At 45.4% G+C, this 19,125-nt stretch carries 18 protein-coding genes and 2 rRNA genes (1 of these 20 cut by a window edge); 9 read left to right on the top strand and 11 right to left on the bottom strand.

What is annotated here, in order from left to right; genetic code table 11:
* Position 1: 1 nt before the first annotated feature.
* The 7 genes from rplV to rpsJ are packed head-to-tail and all read right to left on the bottom strand — an operon-like array spanning position 2 to position 3,377.
* Positions 2 to 334, bottom strand: a complete 333-nt coding sequence (gene rplV / locus NI389_RS10755; protein ID WP_208844514.1) for a 50S ribosomal protein L22 — start codon at positions 332 to 334, stop codon at positions 2 to 4.
* Between the two features lie 12 nt (positions 335 to 346).
* Entirely contained in the window at positions 347 to 625 is a 279-nt protein-coding gene (gene rpsS, locus NI389_RS10750; RefSeq protein WP_010367084.1) for a 30S ribosomal protein S19, read from the bottom strand.
* A 16-nt stretch (positions 626 to 641) separates the two neighbouring features.
* Positions 642 to 1,466, bottom strand: a complete 825-nt coding sequence (rplB, locus tag NI389_RS10745) for a 50S ribosomal protein L2 (protein WP_208842050.1) — start codon at positions 1,464 to 1,466, stop codon at positions 642 to 644.
* Between the two features lie 17 nt (positions 1,467 to 1,483).
* Positions 1,484 to 1,786: a 50S ribosomal protein L23 gene (gene rplW / locus NI389_RS10740; protein ID WP_005495352.1), complete on the bottom strand. Its 303-nt coding sequence runs from the start codon at positions 1,784 to 1,786 to the stop codon at positions 1,484 to 1,486.
* On the bottom strand, positions 1,783 to 2,385 hold the full coding sequence (gene rplD / locus NI389_RS10735; protein ID WP_005495351.1) for a 50S ribosomal protein L4: 603 nt from the start codon (positions 2,383 to 2,385) through the stop codon (positions 1,783 to 1,785). The genes rplW and rplD overlap by 4 nt, the downstream gene beginning before the upstream one ends.
* 17 nt (positions 2,386 to 2,402) lie before the next feature.
* Complete coding sequence (gene rplC / locus NI389_RS10730; protein WP_208842049.1) at positions 2,403 to 3,038, bottom strand: 50S ribosomal protein L3; 636 nt, start codon at positions 3,036 to 3,038, stop codon at positions 2,403 to 2,405.
* Positions 3,039 to 3,065: 27 nt separating this feature from the next.
* Complete coding sequence (gene rpsJ, locus NI389_RS10725; protein ID WP_005495349.1) at positions 3,066 to 3,377, bottom strand: 30S ribosomal protein S10; 312 nt, start codon at positions 3,375 to 3,377, stop codon at positions 3,066 to 3,068.
* Between the two features lie 330 nt (positions 3,378 to 3,707).
* On the opposite strand from rpsJ, the gene plsB reads away from it, so the two are divergent.
* Positions 3,708 to 6,149, top strand: a complete 2,442-nt coding sequence (gene plsB / locus NI389_RS10720; RefSeq protein ID WP_308359871.1) for a glycerol-3-phosphate 1-O-acyltransferase PlsB — start codon at positions 3,708 to 3,710, stop codon at positions 6,147 to 6,149.
* 90 nt (positions 6,150 to 6,239) lie between these two features.
* Here the strand turns inward: plsB and tesB are convergent, their stop codons facing one another.
* A complete protein-coding gene (gene tesB, locus NI389_RS10715) occupies positions 6,240 to 7,097 on the bottom strand; it encodes an acyl-CoA thioesterase II (RefSeq protein ID WP_308359869.1) in 858 nt (285 codons plus the stop codon).
* Between the two features lie 105 nt (positions 7,098 to 7,202).
* Between tesB and NI389_RS10710 the strand changes: the two genes are divergently transcribed.
* Complete coding sequence (locus NI389_RS10710) at positions 7,203 to 7,670, top strand: EVE domain-containing protein (protein WP_308359867.1); 468 nt, start codon at positions 7,203 to 7,205, stop codon at positions 7,668 to 7,670.
* Positions 7,671 to 7,900: 230 nt separating this feature from the next.
* Here NI389_RS10710 and NI389_RS10705 read toward each other — a convergent pair whose 3' ends face one another.
* On the bottom strand, positions 7,901 to 8,971 hold the full coding sequence (locus NI389_RS10705) for a potassium channel family protein (RefSeq protein WP_308359866.1): 1,071 nt from the start codon (positions 8,969 to 8,971) through the stop codon (positions 7,901 to 7,903).
* A gap of 141 nt (positions 8,972 to 9,112) precedes the next feature.
* Between NI389_RS10705 and NI389_RS10700 the strand changes: the two genes are divergently transcribed.
* From NI389_RS10700 to NI389_RS10670, 7 genes are all read left to right on the top strand, one after another.
* Entirely contained in the window at positions 9,113 to 10,063 is a 951-nt protein-coding gene (locus NI389_RS10700) for a chemotaxis protein CheV (RefSeq protein WP_308359865.1), read from the top strand.
* Between the two features lie 239 nt (positions 10,064 to 10,302).
* The gene (uvrD, locus tag NI389_RS10695; RefSeq protein ID WP_308359863.1) at positions 10,303 to 12,468 is read left to right on the top strand and encodes a DNA helicase II; all 2,166 of its coding nucleotides are present in this window, start codon (positions 10,303 to 10,305) and stop codon (positions 12,466 to 12,468) included.
* On the top strand, positions 12,446 to 14,506 hold the full coding sequence (locus tag NI389_RS10690) for a GNAT family N-acetyltransferase (protein ID WP_308359861.1): 2,061 nt from the start codon (positions 12,446 to 12,448) through the stop codon (positions 14,504 to 14,506). The genes uvrD and NI389_RS10690 overlap by 23 nt, the downstream gene beginning before the upstream one ends.
* Before the next feature lie 55 nt (positions 14,507 to 14,561).
* On the top strand, positions 14,562 to 15,593 hold the full coding sequence (locus NI389_RS10685; protein WP_308359859.1) for an ABC transporter substrate-binding protein: 1,032 nt from the start codon (positions 14,562 to 14,564) through the stop codon (positions 15,591 to 15,593).
* A 38-nt stretch (positions 15,594 to 15,631) separates the two neighbouring features.
* On the top strand, positions 15,632 to 16,480 hold the full coding sequence (locus tag NI389_RS10680) for a CZB domain-containing protein (RefSeq protein ID WP_308359857.1): 849 nt from the start codon (positions 15,632 to 15,634) through the stop codon (positions 16,478 to 16,480).
* 114 nt (positions 16,481 to 16,594) lie between these two features.
* Positions 16,595 to 16,780 carry a ribbon-helix-helix protein, CopG family gene (locus NI389_RS10675; protein WP_208842041.1) on the top strand — a complete coding sequence of 62 codons (186 nt, stop codon included), beginning with the start codon at positions 16,595 to 16,597 and terminating at the stop codon, positions 16,778 to 16,780.
* Between the two features lie 106 nt (positions 16,781 to 16,886).
* Positions 16,887 to 17,228, top strand: a complete 342-nt coding sequence (locus tag NI389_RS10670; protein WP_308359855.1) for a zinc ribbon domain-containing protein YjdM — start codon at positions 16,887 to 16,889, stop codon at positions 17,226 to 17,228.
* A gap of 779 nt (positions 17,229 to 18,007) precedes the next feature.
* Here the strand turns inward: NI389_RS10670 and rrf are convergent.
* A 5S ribosomal RNA gene (rrf, locus tag NI389_RS10665) occupies positions 18,008 to 18,122 on the bottom strand.
* Between the two features lie 130 nt (positions 18,123 to 18,252).
* Positions 18,253 to 19,125: ribosomal RNA gene (locus tag NI389_RS10660) — 23S ribosomal RNA — on the bottom strand (it continues 2,011 nt past the right edge of the window).

The following is a 19,125-nucleotide window of genomic DNA, read 5'->3' as shown; positions in this document are numbered from 1 at the left end:
CCTAGCGATCCGAAACCACAACAGTGATGTGGCTTGTACGCTTAAGGATGCGGTCAGCGCGTCCTTTAGCACGTGGCATGATGCGTTTCATTGTTGGACCTTCGTCAACAAACACTTTAGCCACTTTAAGCTCATCAATGTCGGCACCTTCGTTGTGCTCCGCGTTAGCGATAGCAGACTCAAGTACTTTCTTAACCAATGCAGCCGCTTTTTTCGGGCTGTAAGCTAGAATATCTAGAGCGCGAGCTACTGGTAGACCGCGAATTTGATCAGCCACTAGACGTGCTTTCTGCGCCGAACCAGAGGCGTATTTATGTTTAGCTAATGCTTCCATCATATTCCCCTATTAACGCTTCTTAGCTTTCTTATCCGCAGCGTGACCGCGGTAAGTACGTGTAGGTGCAAATTCACCCAATTTGTGACCGATCATTTCGTCTGTAACGAATACAGGTACGTGCTGACGACCATTATGGACAGCGATGGTCAATCCGATCATATTTGGAATGATCATTGAACGACGGCTCCAAGTTTTGATTGGCTTCTTGTCACCGCTTTCCAACGCTTTCTCTACCTTCTTCAGCAAGTGTAGGTCAATAAATGGACCCTTCTTGAGAGAACGTGGCATGGCAATTCCTCAACTATTATTTAGAACGACGACGTACGATAAACTTATCAGTACGCTTGTTGCTACGTGTCTTCTTACCTTTAGTCGGTACACCCCATGGAGTTACAGGATGACGACCACCTGAAGTACGACCTTCACCACCACCGTGTGGGTGGTCTACTGGGTTCATGGCAACACCACGAACTGTAGGACGTACACCGCGCCAACGCATCGCACCAGCTTTACCTAGTGAACGAAGCATGTGCTCAGAGTTACCTACTTCACCAAGTGTAGCGCGACAGTCAGCTAGAACTTTACGAACTTCGCCTGAACGAAGACGTAGAGTTACGTATTGACCTTCACGAGCTAGGATCTGTACGTATGCACCCGCTGAACGAGCGATTTGTGCACCTTTACCAGGCTTAAGTTCAACGTTGTGAACTGTAGAACCTACAGGCATGTTACGCATTGGCAACGCGTTACCAGCTTTGATTGGTGCATCAACACCAGACTGGATTTGATCACCAGCTTTCAAGCCTTTAGGAGCGATAATGTAACGACGCTCACCGTCTTTGTATAATACAAGAGCGATGTTTGCGCTACGGTTTGGATCGTACTCTAGACGCTCAACGATAGCTGGAATGCCATCTTTGTTACGTTTAAAGTCTACTACACGATAGTGATGCTTGTGACCACCACCGATGTGACGAACCGTGATACGACCGTTGTTGTTACGACCACCTGACTTAGAGTTTTTCTCTAAAAGTGGTGCGTATGGCTTACCCTTATGTAGATCAGAGTTAACCACTTTAACTACGTGACGACGACCCGCAGAAGTTGGTTTACACTTTTGAAGTGCCATAATTCTAACTCCCCTTATTACTCAGCGCCGCCGACGAAGTCTAGCTCACTGCCTTCTTTAAGAGTAACGTAAGCTTTTTTCCAATCGCTACGACGACCGAAACGCATACCTGTACGCTTTGTCTTACCCTTAACAACTAGAGTGCGAACACCAGTTACCTCAACTTCGAAAAGCTTCTCTACAGCTGCTTTAACTTCAGCTTTAGTAGCGTCTTTAGCTACTTTGAAAACGATCGTGTTGTTCGTTTCAGCAGAGATTGTGCTCTTCTCAGAGATATGAGGAGCAAGGATTACTTTTAAAAGACGTTCTTCACGGATCATGCTAGCGCCTCCTCAAGTTGCTTAACAGCACCTGCAGTAATAAGTACCTTATCGAAAGCGATTAGGCTTACTGGGTCGATACCAGCAACGTCACGTGTGTCAACTTTGTACAAGTTGCGCGCAGAAAGGAATAGATTCTCATCTACTTCTTCAGTCACGATTAACACGTCTTTAAGCTCAAGTTCTTTCAACTTAGCTACTAGCGACTTAGTCTTTGGAGCTTCAAGTGTGAAGTTCTCAACTACCACTAGACGCTCTTGACGAACTAGTTCAGAAAGAATGCTCTTAATCGCACCGCGATACATCTTACGGTTAACTTTTTGGCTGTGATCTTGCGGCTTAGCTGCAAATGTCACACCACCCGAGCGCCAGATTGGGCTGCGGAATGAACCAGCACGAGCACGGCCAGTACCTTTTTGGCGGAACGGCTTCATACCAGTACCGCTTACTTCAGAACGTGTCTTCTGAGCACGAGTACCCTGACGAGCACCTGCTGCGTAAGCAACAACTACTTGGTGTACTAATGCTTCGTTAAACTCACGTCCAAAAGTAGCTTCGGAAACTTCAAGCGCACCAGCGCCTTTAATTGCTAATTCCATCACTAAATCTCCAGGACTTATGCTTTAACAGCAGGTTTAACGATTACGTCGCCGCCGATAGCGCCAGGTACTGCACCTTTAACTAAAAGCAGGTTACGCTCAGCGTCAACACGCACTAGCTCAAGATTCTGAGTAGTCACACGCTCTGCACCCATGTGGCCAGCCATTTTCTTACCTTTGAAAACGCGACCAGGTGTTTGGTTTTGACCGATTGAACCAGGAGCACGGTGAGATAGAGAGTTACCGTGTGTAGCGTCTTGCGTGCGGAAATTCCAGCGCTTAACACCACCTTGGAAACCTTTACCTTTTGAAGTGCCAGTTACGTCTACTAGAGAAACTTCAGAGAAGATTTCAACAGTAAGAGCTGAACCAACTTCAAACTCACCTTCACCGCCATTAAGACGGAATTCCCACAGGCCACGACCCGCTTCAACACCAGCTTTAGCGAAGTGACCCGCTTCTGGTTTGTTGACACGGCTTGCTTTTTTCTCGCCTGCAGTAACTTGAAGCGCGTTATAACCGTCTGTTGCTTCAGATTTGATCTGAGTAACACGGTTAGGCGTCGCTTCGATAACTGTCACAGGGATAGATACACCATCTTCAGTGAAGATACGTGTCATACCCACTTTACGACCGACTAGACCTAATGCCATTTTCCTAAAACCTCTCTAATCTTCCGATTAACCCAGGCTGATTTGAACATCAACGCCAGCTGCAAGGTCAAGACGCATAAGCGCATCAACAGTCTTGTCAGTTGGTTCTACGATGTCGATCAGACGTTTGTGGGTGCGGATTTCGTATTGATCACGCGCGTCTTTGTTAACGTGAGGAGAGATCAATACAGTGAAACGTTCAAAGCGCGTTGGTAGTGGGATTGGACCACGTACTTGAGCACCAGTGCGTTTCGCAGTTTCCACGATTTCCGCCGTTGATTGGTCAATCAAACGGTGGTCAAAAGCTTTTAGGCGAATACGAATGCGTTGATTTGACATTCTTAAACCTCAATTAAAAGAGCATTTAAAAAGAGCATAAAAAAACCGCTGAACCAATCTTATTTACTAAGAGGTCAGTGTCCTTTTATTTCTGCGTTGAACTCCAAATCGGAGCTCCTGTTTGTAGGTCTGAAATCCAGACTCTATTTAATCTTTCTGTTTCGGGAGACCCTACTTTAGAAAGTCCGCACATTATAATGATGTTGGTGATAAATGCAACAACTAATGCTAAGTTATTTTTAAAATGGACTTGGTTATTCGCAACAAACTCTTTGCTGAGTTACAATGGTCTGTCCAGTTGCAATTTCAGTTACGCAGTAAGGTAGGTACATGCGCATATTTTCTGGTGTTATGTTGGCGTTAGCCAAGTTCGGCAACGCGTTATTCGTAAAAACAAAACTGTTGCCCGAGAACCCTCTCGAACAATTTGGGCTTGATCCAAATTTGCCTACCTTTTATGTCGCAAGATTGAATGCGCACTCGGACATCGCTGCATTAGACTCTGTGTGTAAGAAACTCGGTCTACCAAAAGCAAGCGGTTCAGAAAAGGTTGGCAGTGCGGTATTGCCAAGATTTGTTGGTATCCAAAACCCGACTCCACTGTTTTCAAATACCCCCAAAGAAAGTGTGGCACTCAAACAAGGCCAAGCTATCTTTCAAGCACTCAGAGCAAACCCAGGGACGAAAATCCAAATCATTCCTGCAACAATTTTGTGGGGACGCGATCCTGGTAAAGAAAAGCCTGGTCTAGGCACACTTCTCAGCAGCTCACTGACACCAAGTTGGTTTAGAAAATGTTTTGTGGTGCTCTTTTCTGGGCGAAATAATTTCGTACGTCTGAGTAAACCCATTGATTTGTCGCAACTTATCACTGATAAAGCGGACGTCGATGAGCTACCGCACAAATTACTGCGTGTAGCACGCGTACATTTTCGTCGTCAAAAATTGGCCGCAACAGGGCCTAAATTGCCTTCACGCGAACAACTGTTCAGCAGTCTTTTAGCTTCCCCTAGTATCAAACATGCGATTGCTCAAGAAGCTAAAAGTAAAGGCTTAAGCCAGGAAGAAGCTCGTCGTGAAGCATTAAAAATGCTTGAAGAGATCGCGGCAAATTATTCTGACGCAATGGTTCGCGTCGCAGAACGCATTCTGACCTGGCTTTGGACAAAACTGTACAATGGTATCGACGTGAAAAACGTTGACCGAGTCCACGCACTTGCAGACAAAGGTCATGAAATTCTCTTCGTTCCGTGTCATCGCAGTCACATGGACTATCTTTTACTGACCTACGTGATTTATCACCAAGGGCTAGTACCTCCACATATCGCAGCAGGGGTAAACCTTAACTTCTTTCCTGCCGGCGGGATCTTCCGTCGTTCGGGGGCTTTCTTTATTCGCCGATCATTTGCGGGGAATAAGCTGTACGCAGCGGTCTTCAATGAATATCTGAGCCAACTCTTTATAAAAGGGTATTCCGTCAAGTTTTATACCGAAGGTGGTCGGAGCCGAACTGGTCGCTTGTTACCACCTAAAACCGGTATGTTAGCCATGTCGTTGCAGGCTATGTTGCGTGGTATTGACCGCCCTATTTCTATCGTACCCGTGTACATCGGCTATGAGCATGTAATGGAAATCAATACCTATCTTAAAGAACTCGCGGGCGATCATAAGAAAAACGAGTCCATCCTTGGCGTATTTAAAGCCATTAAGAATCTAAAGAATTATGGCCGTGGCTATTTGAATTTTGGTGAGCCAATTAACATCAATCAGTTTTTAACTGAGCAACAACCCAACTGGCGTGAAGCTATCCATCCAACCGAAGCTCAGAAGCCAAGCTGGTTAGCCCCGCAAGTGGCCGAACTTGCCGACAAGATCATGACAAACATCAATAGCACGGCGGCACTCAATGCCGTGAATTTGATTTCGCTCATCTTGTTAAGTGCCGAGCAATTTGCACTTAGCAAAAGTAAACTACTCTCCCAACTAGAGTTCTACTTGTCTTTGCAACACACCGCGCCATATCATTTAGATGTGACCATGCCGGATGAAAACGCAGAAAGTCTGCTCGCTCACGCGCTTACATTAAATAAGTTCGAGGTGCATCAAGACAGCTTTGGCGACATCATTAGTATCAGCGAACGTGAGCAAACGCTCGTTAACTATTACAAAAACAACATTCTACATCTGTTCGCAGTACCTGCGGTGATTGCACAATTCCTACTGTATAAAGATGCGGTGACCGTCGAAGCCTGCAAAACACACTTACACAAACTGTATCCACTTTTTGCAAAAGAATGGTTCTTGACGCCACTTCGTGAAGACTACATTCAAGAGGTATTAACAAGTTTCAAAGCACAAGGTCTTGTTACGCGAAATGACGAGCTTTGGACGATGAACACGGACAGCCAAACTCGAAGCCAATTGGAAATACTTGGCAAGTCAATCCAACTCACCCTCGAGCGCTATGCAATTCTATCCGCGCTAGTCCTTGGAACACCAGATTATGATAAAGCACAGCTAGAACAAGATTACCAAACGCTAGCGGGAAGACTGGGCCGCTTACATGGTATTAAGAGCCCTGAATTTTTCGATGCAAAAGTGTTGGCTTCACTTCTAAACTCAATGAAAGAGCAAGGCTATGTAGAACAAGGCGCTCAGAATCGCTTGTGCGGTAATCAACAACTGGATGCACTACAACAAACGCTCGTGACTTTGCTTCCAGCTAGGGTCTGGCAATCCATCGCGGATACCGTCACCAGTCACTCAGAATAAAAGAAGCGAGGCTCAGCCTCGCTTCTTAATTCTATGTTCGCAACTTAATAGCATGCTCAAAGACAGGATCTATCTGCCCACCGGCTGCAACTAGCGCTGACGCATAACACCTTCTTGAATGGTCGAGGCCACCAGCTCACCACTGCGATTAAAGAATTGTCCACGCACTAAGCCTCGTCCGTTGCTTGCACTTGGGCTATCAACGCTGTAAAGCATCCATTCGTCCATTCTAAATGGACGATGAAACCACATCGCGTGGTCAATGGTCGCGACTTGCATCGTTGGATGCATAAACGACAGACCATGCGGTTGCAGCGCCGTCGGTAAAAATTCAAAGTCCGACGCGTACGCTAATAAATAGTTATGAATGCGACGATCGTCTGGCATCGAGCCATTTGCCTTAAACCAAACATGCCGAACCGGCTCCGTCACCTGTGGTAAAAATGGATTCTGGAAATTGACTGGACGCATTTCAATCGGCATTTCACGGGTAAACTTACTGCGAATACTTTCAGGGATCTGCGCGGCGTGTTCTTGATAGAACTCTAGCGACGATTTTAATTCTTCCGGAGCAGGCACATCAGGCATTGCCGACTGATGCGACACCCCCTCCTCATCGCCTTGAAACGATGCCGTCATATAAAAAATTGGCTTACCATACTGAATGGCGCTGATACGACGCGTTGAAAAGCTTTTACCATCGCGGATCGTTTCGACATCATAAACGATTGGTTTGGACGCATCACCGGGTCGAAGAAAGTATGAATGCAATGAGTTTACAAAGCGCCCTTCTGGCAACGTTTGCTTCGCGGCCGATAGAGCTTGCCCCATCACTTGACCACCAAACACTTGGCGAAATCCCAAGTCTTGGCTTTGACCACGGTAGATCCCTTGTTCGATTTCTTCTAACGTCAGTAGGTTTAGCAGTTCTTGTAATACTTGGCTCATGCCTTACTCCCTAGAGATGTTTGGATTTTTGCCTTATAAACAATAATAATACACGAAAACTCAATCCTGTAATTGAGTAAACACTCTTATTATTAAGGAATTATCATGGCCTATTGGTTGTTTAAAACCGAACCAGATACCTTTTCAATTGATACACTAGCCAAGGCACCGCAGCAAAGCACGTTCTGGGAAGGGATCCGCAATTATCAAGCGCGAAATTTTTTGCGAGACCAAGCACAGGTTGGCGACTTAGTCTTCATTTATCATTCTAGCTGCAAAGTCCCTGCGATTGTTGGCATTGCACAAATCACCGAAGGTGCAAAGACGGATCCGCACCAATTTAACCCTGAAAGCCCGTATTTTGATCCCAAGTCAGACCCGGAAAAACCGCGCTGGATTGGCCTGACCATACAATACCGCCAACATTTACCGAAGCCAGTAACGCTTCAGGCAATTAAAGCCGACGATGCAATACAAGAGTTGGCATTAAAAAAAGCGGGACGTTTATCGGTCATGCCAGTCAATGAACAAGAATGGCATTACTTGTTGGCTAAGTCTGGCGTTACGCGCTAGCCCGCTTGCGCAGACGCTTTGGCGTTTGTTTGTGATGAGACGGTACAACGGTGACGTAAAGCAGGAGGGCAACCCATGAAAAAATAAGGGTTGCCATAAGCCAAATGTTTTTTTCGTGGCCGCGGGTGCGTTTGCTGTTGGCAATCACACCTAATGGGATCAAATAAGCACATATTGTTGTGACAAGTAACAGTACGGCCAACATGCTCTTCCCCTTTGATACTCACTGATTAATTAGACGCTAATTTCGTCCAATCGACTTCGGTCACTAAGACCCGCTCTGGCGCGATGTAGTGCAATATATCGCCACTTTGAATGCGATAATCCAATGGCGGGTTTAAATCCATATCGCTCGCGCTTAAGTCATGGGCGACCCCTAGCACAATCGCATTGTATTGCGCTTTAAACTTTTGAAATACGTCACCAAAACTGAACGTCGCAACACCTTCTGGTACTTCCAAACAAAACTGCGTATCACCATGCAACGTTGACAATAATTCCTCTTGGACGCGACTTGAACCAGGATCCTGCATTGACCGCACCAAAATCTCAGCCGATTTGCTACTTGAACATTCCACGTTACGACAATGCATCAGCAATAACGAGACTTTGCTCTCGTCTTCAAAATGCGCGCTGATGTGGCAAGTCGGTTTAACCATCGGGCTAATTTTTAATGCGGTTGTGAACGTTTGGTCATCGTCTTTTCCGTCTATGATCACCTTATCGGCCGACATCAACGCAACTCGAGTTAATTCTGAATCATCCGTAAAGGTCATCAACTTGGCGAAATCAACTTCAGGGTAATGGAGAAAGGGATGTTCCATTTCATCGGTCACGACGAGCAAAATTCGACGTGCCTTTCGCTTCGTGTCTGCGAGAATGTAATCAATCATTTTTTTTGTGCGAACCGAATGCCATCCAAAAATAATGATGTGATCGGTCATATGTGAAAAGTCTTTATTTCCTGTCATCGCTCGTCTTATCCAAAATGTCGCCAATTGACCCACTTTACCTAAAATAATCCCAAACAGCGCCAATCCAAAGGGTATTTGCCATAACGCCACAACCCAACGACCCAATTCACTGCTTGCGCTAAAATCGCCGTAGCCGACCGTTGATGTCGTCACGATGTAGTAATACACAAACGTGTTGAGTCCCAATAAGGCCGTTTCATTCGCGGCATAAAGGGCAATCCACGTCAGCCCCATGTGAGCAAATGTAACCAAGCTCAGCATTTGCCAACTCGCTTTGTCGACATGCTGCACTATCATGGCGATGAATCGCTTAAAAATCACAGGCATATTTAATGTTATTGAGAGTCCTTAAAGCTGCACCTTACTTGATGACAAGTCGATTGAAAAGAGGGCTTGGGCAAAGACTCGCATTCTTGTTAATTTTGGGTATATACTGGTTACAATTAACAAGATAGGCACAAGAAGTTTATGGCTGGCGTACTCGCATCGGTAGATCAACGAACCCAACTCGTCGGTGAAAACCGTTTGGAATTGTTGCTGTTTCATTTACACAGCCGCCAGCTGTTTGCACTCAACGTATTTAAAGTTAAAGAAGTCGTCAAACTTCCACACTTGAATAAAATGCCAAATGCCCATCCAAAAGTAGTGGGTGTTACAAATATTCGTGGCGAATCCATTCCGGTCATCGATTTACGTCTAGCGATTGCTATGCCTTCATGTCCCCGTGACGATAAAGAGTGTAACTTGGTGATCACGGAATACAACCGTACAGTCCAAGCCTTCTTGGTCGGCAAGGTAGACCAAATCGTTAACACCACCTGGAGCGATATTATGCCTCCTCCACGTTCTGTTGGCCGTAATCACTACCTCACGGCGTTAACCAAAATTCGCCGTGGTGATGTGGAGCATTTGGTCGAAATTATCGACGTGGAAAAAGTATTAGCGGAAATTGTGGAATACGACGTAGAAATCCCTGAAGGCATTCTCGACAAAGCCATCATTGATGAGTTTCATGGCCGTAAAATACTGCACGCCGACGATTCTGCGACGGCTAGACGCCAAGTCTCTGATACGCTTGCACAACTAGGAATCGAGATTATCCCAACCACTGACGGGCATGAAGCGTTAAATCTCCTTAAAGGATGGGCCGATGAAGGGATAGACGTCACCAAAGAGTTTTTGGCGGTGATCACCGACGCAGAGATGCCTGTAATGGATGGTTATCGCCTAACCTATGAAATTCGCAACGACCCTCGATTGCGCGATTTGTACGTGATCTTAAATACATCGCTCAGTGGCAGTTTCAATAATGCGATGGTTGAAAAAGTGGGTTGTAATGTATTCCTCTCAAAATTCCAGCCAGACTTATTGGTCTCTGAAGTACAAAAACGCTTGAAAGAAGTTTTAAATCAAGATTAATACTGGTTTAATATACAGTATTAAATTTCAACAGCGTGTTTTGATGACCGAACGTTCGCGAAAAGCGTTAATTCCATACCGCTTTCGTGACATTGTGATGTTTGCTGTTTGCGTATAACAAAAACACTTGTGTTATACGCAAACTTAAACTGAAGCAAACCTTGATCAACAATAAGTCATGTTAACCTTCAGCGTTCAACACGCTATACTGCGCGCTTGCTAGTTAAACAGGTAAAAAGATGGACGTATCAGAACTTCTCGATGGGTTAAATGACAAACAACGTGAAGCCGTTGCTGCACCGCTGCAAAACATGTTGGTGCTTGCAGGCGCAGGTTCAGGTAAAACACGTGTGCTTGTACACCGAATTGCCTGGTTAATGCAGGTTGAGCAAAGTTCTCCCTACAGCATCTTGGCCGTAACGTTCACCAACAAAGCCGCCAAAGAAATGCGTAGTCGCGTAGAGGCTACTTTACAAGGCCCAGTGTCAGGTATGTGGATTGGTACGTTTCACGGCTTATCACATCGAATTTTACGTCAACATCATAAAGAAGCAAACTTACCTGAGTCTTTCCAAGTATTAGACAGTGATGACCAAGTCCGCATGATCCGTCGTTTGCTAAAAGCCATGAACATCGATGAGAAAAAGTGGCCAGCCAAACAATTTGCGTGGTACATCGGCGCTCAGAAAGACGAAGGTCGTCGACCGAAAGACATTCAAGCGTTTGACCTCAATGAGCAACTGATGCTCAAAGTTTATGCCGCATACCAGGATGCATGTGATAGAGCTGGCTTAGTCGATTTTGCCGAGATTTTGCTGCGCAGCTACGAGTTACTTGCAACACAACCAACGTTATTACGTCATTACCAAAATCGATTTGCGCATATGTTGGTGGATGAGTTCCAAGACACCAACCGCATCCAATATTTATGGCTTCGTTTGCTCGCCGGTGGCAGTAGATCCGTCATGATTGTTGGTGATGACGACCAAAGTATTTATGGTTGGCGAGGTGCGCGCGTCGAAAATATTCGTCAATTCTTAGAGGATTTTGACGCACACACCATTCGTCTCGAACAAAATTACCGTTCCACCGCAACCATTTTGAAAGCGTCTAACGCGCTGATTTCCAATAACGCCGAGCGAATGGGCAAAAGCCTGTGGACGGATGGTGTTGATGGCGAACCAATTTCAATTTATGCCGCATTTAACGAGTTGGATGAAGCCCGTTTTGTTGTTGGAAAAATCAAAACGTGGTTGCAAGGTGGGAATGCGTTGCAAGAGTGCGCGGTGCTATATCGCAGCAATGCGCAATCACGTATTTTAGAAGAAGCCTTCTTACAAGAAGGACTAAAATATCGCATCTACGGTGGAATGCGTTTCTTCGAACGTCAAGAGATCAAAGATGCTTTGTGTTACCTTCGACTTATTACAAATCGCAATGACGATGCCGCCTTTGAACGCATTATCAATACGCCCGTACGTGGCATTGGTGACAAAACTTTAAGCCATATACGTGATTGCGCACGAAACACCGCACAACCGCTGTGGTATGCAGCCAAATCGGTTATCGCGGAAAAGCATTTATCCGGTCGTGCGGCAAACGCGGTAAACCAGTTCCTAGAGCTTGTTGAATCTTTGGAACAAACCATTGATGAATTAAATTTAGAACAACAAGCCAAACTGACCATTGAGCGTTCAGGCTTGATGGCCATGTACCAAGCAGAAAAAGGGGAAAAAGGCCGTGCGCGTGTAGAAAACTTAGAAGAACTAATAAACGCCTGTGGCCAGTATGAACCGCCTGTGGAAGAAGAATTCTCTACGCCGTTACAAGGCTTTTTAGCGTACACCTCGCTTGAAGCCGGCGACGGCCAAGCTGAAGAACACGAAGACGCGGTACAAATGATGACGCTGCATTCGGCCAAAGGTCTTGAGTTTCCATTGGTCTTTATGGTCGGTGTTGAAGAAGGTATGTTCCCTTCGCAACAGAGCCATGAAGAATCTGGTCGACTCGAAGAAGAACGACGACTTTGCTACGTGGGCATGACGCGTGCGATGACAAAACTTTATATTTGTCATGCAGAAAGCCGCCGGTTGTACGGACAAGAGAAATACCATAGCCCCTCTCGTTTTATACGTGAACTGCCAACGGACTGTGTAGAAGAGATCCGAATCAAAACCCAAGTAACGCGCCCAACATCGGCTGGCAGATTCAGCGCTACCGTCACGCATGCGGTATTTGAGGATAGTGGTTTTACGTTGGGTCAACGAGTTTTACATGCCAAATTTGGTGCTGGCACGGTATTAAATTATGAAGGCAGCGGTGCACAATCACGAATTCAAGTGAATTTTGATGATGTCGGTTCTAAATGGTTAGTCACCGCTTATGCGCGACTTCAGCCACTTTAAATCGTTAATCGATAGAGCACGAGTTACGCTGTCGACGGCTTACCATCGACAGCTTTTGGTCATTTCAGGCTCGGCTGATTTTTGCTATGCCGCGTCTAATTCTCTATTTGAACGTGAAGGATGTTGCGTCCTCAGTCAGTCTGACGAGCTCACTGACGCAAGATGGCCTGAACACTTACACCAAATTTTAGGGCAGGAATGGCCAATAGCCATATATGATGGCTATTCAGGAGTGATCCCGAACAAACTGTCCGCCCTCAGCGGAACGGTAAAAGCAGGGGGATTACTGGTTTTATTATTACCTGAGTTAGAACAACTTGGGACTTTCCACGATCCCGCGCTTGAAAAATGGTGCTCTGCAGAATGTGACATTGTTCAAAGTCATTTTCTCCTTCGATTAGCCGCTAAACTTAAAGACACAAATCAGTGGCGTCTCTCTGAGCAATATGGTTTACATTTGACTCAATGCACAACGGCTAAAACGCCTGAATTTCCTGATTTTTCACAGCAAAACTCAGCAATAAACCAAATCGTACATGCTCTCAAAACCAAACGGACATTACCGGTGGTCTTAAGTGCTGACAGAGGTCGCGGGAAATCGAGCAGTTTGGGGCTTATCGCCAAAGCGATGCCAAATAAAACGTTTATTTTATGTGCTCCACATCGACACTCAACCACACCAACGTTCCGCCATTTAGGGGCGGGTGAGGATGCGCTAAGTGACTTAACTCAGTATAAAAATCTCCAGTTTTTGCCTCCGGACCAAATACTGCGCGAGCGGCCTAAATGTGATGTGCTATTCGTCGATGAAGCAGCAGCTATTCCAGTGCCTATGCTGCTCGATTTGTTAAAACAGTATCCATGCTGCGTGTTTTCCAGCACGCTAATTGGCTACGAAGGTAATGGCCGAGGTTACACATTAAAGTTCTTGAAAAAACTGCGTAAACTTGCGCCTCAATGTTTATCAATCCACCTAGATAACCCGCTTCGATTTGCTCCAGCGGATCCGCTGGAACTGCGCATTAATCAGTTGTTTGCCCTAGATTGCCACTATGAAGATGTAGTCGATGTAGACCAAATCGAGTTTGCAACCATCGAATCTGCATCGTTAGTAAATGACGACCTCTTATTGCAAGAAATCTTTAGTTTATTCGTGCTTTCTCACTATCAAACGTCGGTCAATGATCTTCGGCAATTGCTCGATACACCAAATCAATCCGTTTATGTCTTGCGCACCAAGGGCAAAATCATCGCCGCATGCCTTGTCGCAATTGAAGGTGGTCTCTCTAGTGAATTAAGTCGTGCAATTGTCGAGGGGTCACGCCGACCTAGAGGTCATTTACTGGCACAGCAACTTGCTCAACTTAGCCAAAATCCGGATTGGTGTACGCAACGTTTGGCGCGCATTGTAAGAATTGCCGTTGCACCTGGAATTCAATACGCCGGTTTAGGTTCACAACTTCTAAGTGAAATTGAACAATGCCTCGCTTCAGATATTACTTATATCGGCAGTAGTTTTGGCGCAAACCATGAGCTGCTGTCTTTTTGGTTTAAGAATAAGTTCCGTATAGTTAAATTGGGGTACAAACTCGATAAGGTCAGCGGCGAACATGCTGCACTGGTCTTGAAAACAAGACAGCCCGCGCTCGATAGCCACGTCATGACATTAAGTCGGGTATTCTTTCGCCAATTACCTTACCAATTATTGACGTACTTCAAACTACTCGACGCCCAATTGGTGCTAAGCTTATGGGCAGAGAGCGACAATATTTTGCTGAAAAAATTGGAGAAAACAGTATTTTTGCCGATAACTCGTCGAAGTATGGCAGAACTACAACCTGTGATATGGCAATGGCTTGTTGACCATCCAATGTCACTTACACTCCTTTGCGAATCACAGCAAATCAGAATCATTCGCCATGTGTTGCAAGGCTGGTTACTCTCTGAGTCGCTTAACGATCTGCCCAAATTGAGTAAGAAGCAAATAGAGCAAGAGCTGAATGACGTCGTGCAAATTTTTATTTCAAACACAGAGTAACCTCTCATCTGCAGCCTTAATAGGGCTGTCCTCGTTATTATTTTCTACAGAAGCCATGTCCGAATCCGCAGAATATAAACTAGGTATGTCTGCTGCGTTTGAAGGCCCAGCGCGGCAGATCGGTATCCAGCTAAGCGAAGGTGCGTTACTGCATTTTGATGACTTGAACACACGCGGCGGAGTTCATCAGCACAAACTGAAATTGATAAAGCTTGATGATGGTTATGAGCCACCAAAAACAGTAGAAAACACCAAACGACTGATCGAAGAATACAAAGTGGATGCGTTATTTACCTACATGGGGACGCCCACCTCATGGGCGATCAAACCACTTCTCGAACGCAGTCAGTTACCCTTTATTACTCCCTTTACGGGTGCTGACTTTTTACGCTCAGCGAATACATTTCATGTGTTTAACTTACGGGCAAGCTATCAGCAAGAAGCGTATGAGCAAATCCAATTTCTGACCCAAGAAAAGCAGCTCAAAAAAGTTGCTTTGCTCATCCAAGCAGATGAATTTGGTTTAACACTTGAAAAAAGCTTAGTGAAAGCGTTAAAAGACGTGAACCTCACCGCCATCACTATCGCTCGTTTTCGCCGCAATACCCAAGACATCGACAAAGCTTTGACACGCATTGCTGCGAGTGGTGCAGAAGCCGTAGCAATGGTGGGCACGTATGACCCACTCGCCGAGTTTATTAAAAAAGCCGAAGCATCAAAAAGCGCTTTTATCTATTCAACCGTCTCATTCGCCTTTAGTAATGCTCTTTATGCTCGGTTGACTAAACCCGCAACCATCATGACAACGGAAGTTGTGCCTGATCCTTTGGATTGTGATATTGAGCTTTGTGAGGAGTTCAAACGACTTGCGAAACACAACCACATAACGGTAAGTCGCCTAGCATTTGAAGGCTATTTAAACGCCTATGTGACAACTCAGGCGTTAAACCGATGTAAACCACCATTTGATAAAACATGCCTTATGGCGCAACTGGAAGACGTGCGTATTGAAGACCATAAGCTTCAAGCATTATTTAATCATCCACAGCGAAATAAGTACGTTGTTTTTCGCTCATATTATCAATAATGTACTATTCTTAGAGCATTCAGCTAGCAGGGGACGATATGGACTTAATCAACTTTAAAGTAGGGCATAAAACAATCTCTTTAAAAATCTTGGATATCCTACTAACCGAACGCTATGATGGCAATCTCACTTCATTGCCGAATAAAAACCCCAGCTTCCTCGGTATCAAAGACTATATGGGAACCCCAACACCTATCTTTGATATGGGTATTATTTTGAATGACCAATCCTCATTTGAAATCATCAAGAGTCTGACTCATCTCCTTAAAGAGCGCGAACAAGATCATATTGCGTGGCTTTCAGCGTTAGAACAAAGCATTCTTTCAGGCGCAGCCTTTACTAAAGCCAAAGATCCACATCAATGTGAGTTTGGTCGTTGGTACTATAGCTTCAAAACGGACAATGAAGATTTGAAAGCGCTTTTAAGTCGGTTTGAAGAACCACATACGCGTTTGCATGCACTTGCCGATACTTTGCTCAACATGTGTGACAAAGGGGACAAAGAAGGCGCAATAAAATTGCTGGAAAAAGAGCGTGTTACAACCTACGTTAAACTCATTCGCTTATTTGAATCTGCACGAGAACAAATCGATCTAGATCACAAGCCGATTATTGTGTTCACCACGTTAGATGGTCGTACCCCACATGTAGGCTTATTAGTTGATCAAGTAGAAGACAATGTCCGCTGTGATGAAAGCGAGGTGAAGTCGTTGCATGAATTAACCAATGTTGGATTTGATATCGACCCTCAAACTAAACGCATGATGAAAGGATTAATCAAACGCGGCGATAAACACTCCGTAATTATCGACCCATCCGCCATCTTCCGCCCTGAGCACCTGTCAGAATATGAACCGGAAGAAACGGAAAGCTATGGTTTGTTCTAGCCCTTCACCATCCAGCTACATTGCAAATTGAAAGGCCTATCTGTGGGCCTTTCTTTATTGTATCTCGCTCTCAGTCTATAATTTCGCAGCAGTATCAAATAAGCAGGCTACACAATGGAAACAAAAACAGCTCGATTTACCGTATTGCTCGATCCGCGCAAGAAAAAGGCCTTTGAGCAACTGTGTGCTGAACAAGACAGAACTCCCTCTCAAGTCGTGCGTCAGCTTATTCGGACGTACCTAGAGCAACACGATGTTGACTTCACTAAGCTAGAGTTGGAAAACGAAGAAAAGAATTAAAGACGTATAATTGCACACAAAACCTGACTGGGGATTATAATTTTATTATAATGCGATTATCATAAATTAATGCTTCGGCATTCAAAGATCCATGACAGAGGTTCACATGAGCTCAGCTTTACCACCATGCCCTAAATGCAGTTCAGAATACGTTTACGAAGACCAAGCTAATTTAGTTTGTCCTGAATGTGCGCATGAATGGAATCCAAACGAAGTGACCGTTGATGAAGATGCACTCATCATTAAAGATTCAAATGGTACTCAGCTTGCCGATGGCGACAAAGTAACCTTGATTAAAGACCTAAAGGTGAAAGGTTCATCTTTAGTCTTAAAAATTGGTACTAAGGCTACCATCAAACGCCTCGTCGATGGCGACCACGATCTTGATTGTAAAGTGGATGGTAACGGCGACATGATGTTGAAATCAGAGTTTGTTAAAAAAGCCTAAATATGTCGCGCTACCGCGGCCCTTTTGACGTAGGTAGCGCACTTTCACATCAAGACTCACAATAACGGATTCAACGCGCCCTTTAATACAGCTACGGCATCCTCTGCCATTTCGAAACCAACGCATCCCACTGCGGTTAATAGCGTATCGGCTATCCCCTCGGATACGGTGCTCCCTCACTATTTTAAAACTGTTCTTCAAGTTCAACCACTATCGATTCGTATCACATTCACCCTAAATGGCAATCAGCATACCCAACAGCATGACTAGGGTGCGTCTTTCGAATAAAGCTAACAAGACATATAACTAAAGAAACAGCATGAGCACTGCGTGCTGCTTTAACGTTAGAGGACTAAAGGTACGCTTTGTTTTATGACTAACTGGTCATAAATCAGAATAGGCCGCTTACGAAAGCTGCTTACAGATAAGTAATGTGAGGTGTAGGTCAGAATTTACCGAGGTACGATGCTACAGGAGCCATTCCAACACCGAACTTCGTTTTTTTGGGATCGTTTCTCGAATTGGTCTGAATTTTCTAGAAAAAAATAAAGCAAAAAAGCCCGACTCTTTCGGATCGGGCTTTCTTTAATTAAGAGTCGGGGGCGCCCAGCCTCGCGATGTCCGGTCTGCGGCCAGAGGCCTTCGACGTTCAAAGCCGGTGAAGCAAAACTGTTTGCTTCCCTAATCGACTTTTCACCCTACTTTCACGTAGCACATCCCTAAACACGTAATAAATAAAAAGGCCTCTTCTTTCGAAGAGGCCTTTTTATTTAATTAGAGCCTGGCGATGTCCTACTTTCACATGGCAGCTGCCACACTATCATCGGCGCTGTTGCGTTTCACTTCTGAGTTCGGCATGGGGTCAGGTGGGTCCACAACGCTATTGTCACCAAGCATAAGCTGGTCGTCTACTCGCTACCGCAAGTAAACTAAATCTGGAACGCTAATATTAATGTCTTTTACTTCGTCGTTGTCTACTTTAGTCAATACTTAACTTCTAACAACTAAACCACTTTGGCGTTGTATGGTTAAGCCTCACGGGTAATTAGTACAGGTTAGCTTCACGCCTCACAGCGCTTCCACACCCTGCCTATCAACGTTGTAGTCTCCAACGGCCCTTTAGTGGAGTTAAACTCCAAGTGAGAACTCATCTCGAGGCTCGCTTCCCGCTTAGATGCTTTCAGCGGTTATCGATTCCGAACGTAGCTACCGGGCAATGCCATTGGCATGACAACCCGAACACCAGCGGTTCGTCCACTCCGGTCCTCTCGTACTAGGAGCAGCCCCTCTCAATTCTCAAACGCCCACGGCAGATAGGGACCGAACTGTCTCACGACGTTCTAAACCCAGCTCGCGTACCACTTTAAATGGCGAACAGCCATACCCTTGGGACCGACTTCAGCCCCAGGATGTGATGAGCCGACATCGAGGTGCCAAACACCGCCGTCGATATGAACTCTTGGGCGGTATCAGCCTGTTATCCCCGGAGTACCTTTTATCCGTTGAGCGATGGCCCTTCCATTCAGAACCACCGGATCACTATGACCTACTTTCGTACCTGCTCGACGTGTCTGTCTCGCAGTTAAGCTTGCTTCTACCATTACACTAACCGAGCGATGTCCGACCGCTCTTAGCAAACCTTCGTGCTCCTCCGTTACTCTTTGGGAGGAGACCGCCCCAGTCAAACTACCCACCAGGCACTGTCCGTAACCCCGATTAGGGGCCAACGTTAGAACATCAAACATACAAGGGTGGTATTTCAAGGACGGCTCCACAAGAACTAGCGTTCTTGCTTCAAAGCCTCCCACCTATCCTACACATGTAGGTTCAATGTTCAGTGCCAAGCTATAGTAAAGGTTCACGGGGTCTTTCCGTCTAGCCGCGGGTACACAGCATC

Origin of the sequence: Pseudoalteromonas xiamenensis (assembly GCF_030994125.1) — a bacterium.
Classification (GTDB): domain Bacteria; phylum Pseudomonadota; class Gammaproteobacteria; order Enterobacterales; family Alteromonadaceae; genus Pseudoalteromonas; species Pseudoalteromonas xiamenensis_B.
The sequence above is the reverse complement of the archived record's forward strand: the minus strand, read 5'-3'. Positions and strand labels throughout refer to the sequence as shown.

Coding starts and splice junctions, on each gene's coding strand:
- rplV (WP_208844514.1), bottom strand. CDS start 334: ATGGAAGCATTAGCTAAACATAAATACGCCTCTGGTTCGGCGCAGAAA.
- rpsS (WP_010367084.1), bottom strand. CDS start 625: ATGCCACGTTCTCTCAAGAAGGGTCCATTTATTGACCTACACTTGCTG.
- rplB (WP_208842050.1), bottom strand. CDS start 1,466: ATGGCACTTCAAAAGTGTAAACCAACTTCTGCGGGTCGTCGTCACGTA.
- rplW (WP_005495352.1), bottom strand. CDS start 1,786: ATGATCCGTGAAGAACGTCTTTTAAAAGTAATCCTTGCTCCTCATATC.
- rplD (WP_005495351.1), bottom strand. CDS start 2,385: ATGGAATTAGCAATTAAAGGCGCTGGTGCGCTTGAAGTTTCCGAAGCT.
- rplC (WP_208842049.1), bottom strand. CDS start 3,038: ATGGCATTAGGTCTAGTCGGTCGTAAAGTGGGTATGACACGTATCTTC.
- rpsJ (WP_005495349.1), bottom strand. CDS start 3,377: ATGTCAAATCAACGCATTCGTATTCGCCTAAAAGCTTTTGACCACCGT.
- plsB (WP_308359871.1), top strand. CDS start 3,708: ATGCGCATATTTTCTGGTGTTATGTTGGCGTTAGCCAAGTTCGGCAAC.
- tesB (WP_308359869.1), bottom strand. CDS start 7,097: ATGAGCCAAGTATTACAAGAACTGCTAAACCTACTGACGTTAGAAGAA.
- NI389_RS10710 (WP_308359867.1), top strand. CDS start 7,203: ATGGCCTATTGGTTGTTTAAAACCGAACCAGATACCTTTTCAATTGAT.
- NI389_RS10705 (WP_308359866.1), bottom strand. CDS start 8,971: ATGCCTGTGATTTTTAAGCGATTCATCGCCATGATAGTGCAGCATGTC.
- NI389_RS10700 (WP_308359865.1), top strand. CDS start 9,113: ATGGCTGGCGTACTCGCATCGGTAGATCAACGAACCCAACTCGTCGGT.
- uvrD (WP_308359863.1), top strand. CDS start 10,303: ATGGACGTATCAGAACTTCTCGATGGGTTAAATGACAAACAACGTGAA.
- NI389_RS10690 (WP_308359861.1), top strand. CDS start 12,446: ATGCGCGACTTCAGCCACTTTAAATCGTTAATCGATAGAGCACGAGTT.
- NI389_RS10685 (WP_308359859.1), top strand. CDS start 14,562: ATGTCCGAATCCGCAGAATATAAACTAGGTATGTCTGCTGCGTTTGAA.
- NI389_RS10680 (WP_308359857.1), top strand. CDS start 15,632: ATGGACTTAATCAACTTTAAAGTAGGGCATAAAACAATCTCTTTAAAA.
- NI389_RS10675 (WP_208842041.1), top strand. CDS start 16,595: ATGGAAACAAAAACAGCTCGATTTACCGTATTGCTCGATCCGCGCAAG.
- NI389_RS10670 (WP_308359855.1), top strand. CDS start 16,887: ATGAGCTCAGCTTTACCACCATGCCCTAAATGCAGTTCAGAATACGTT.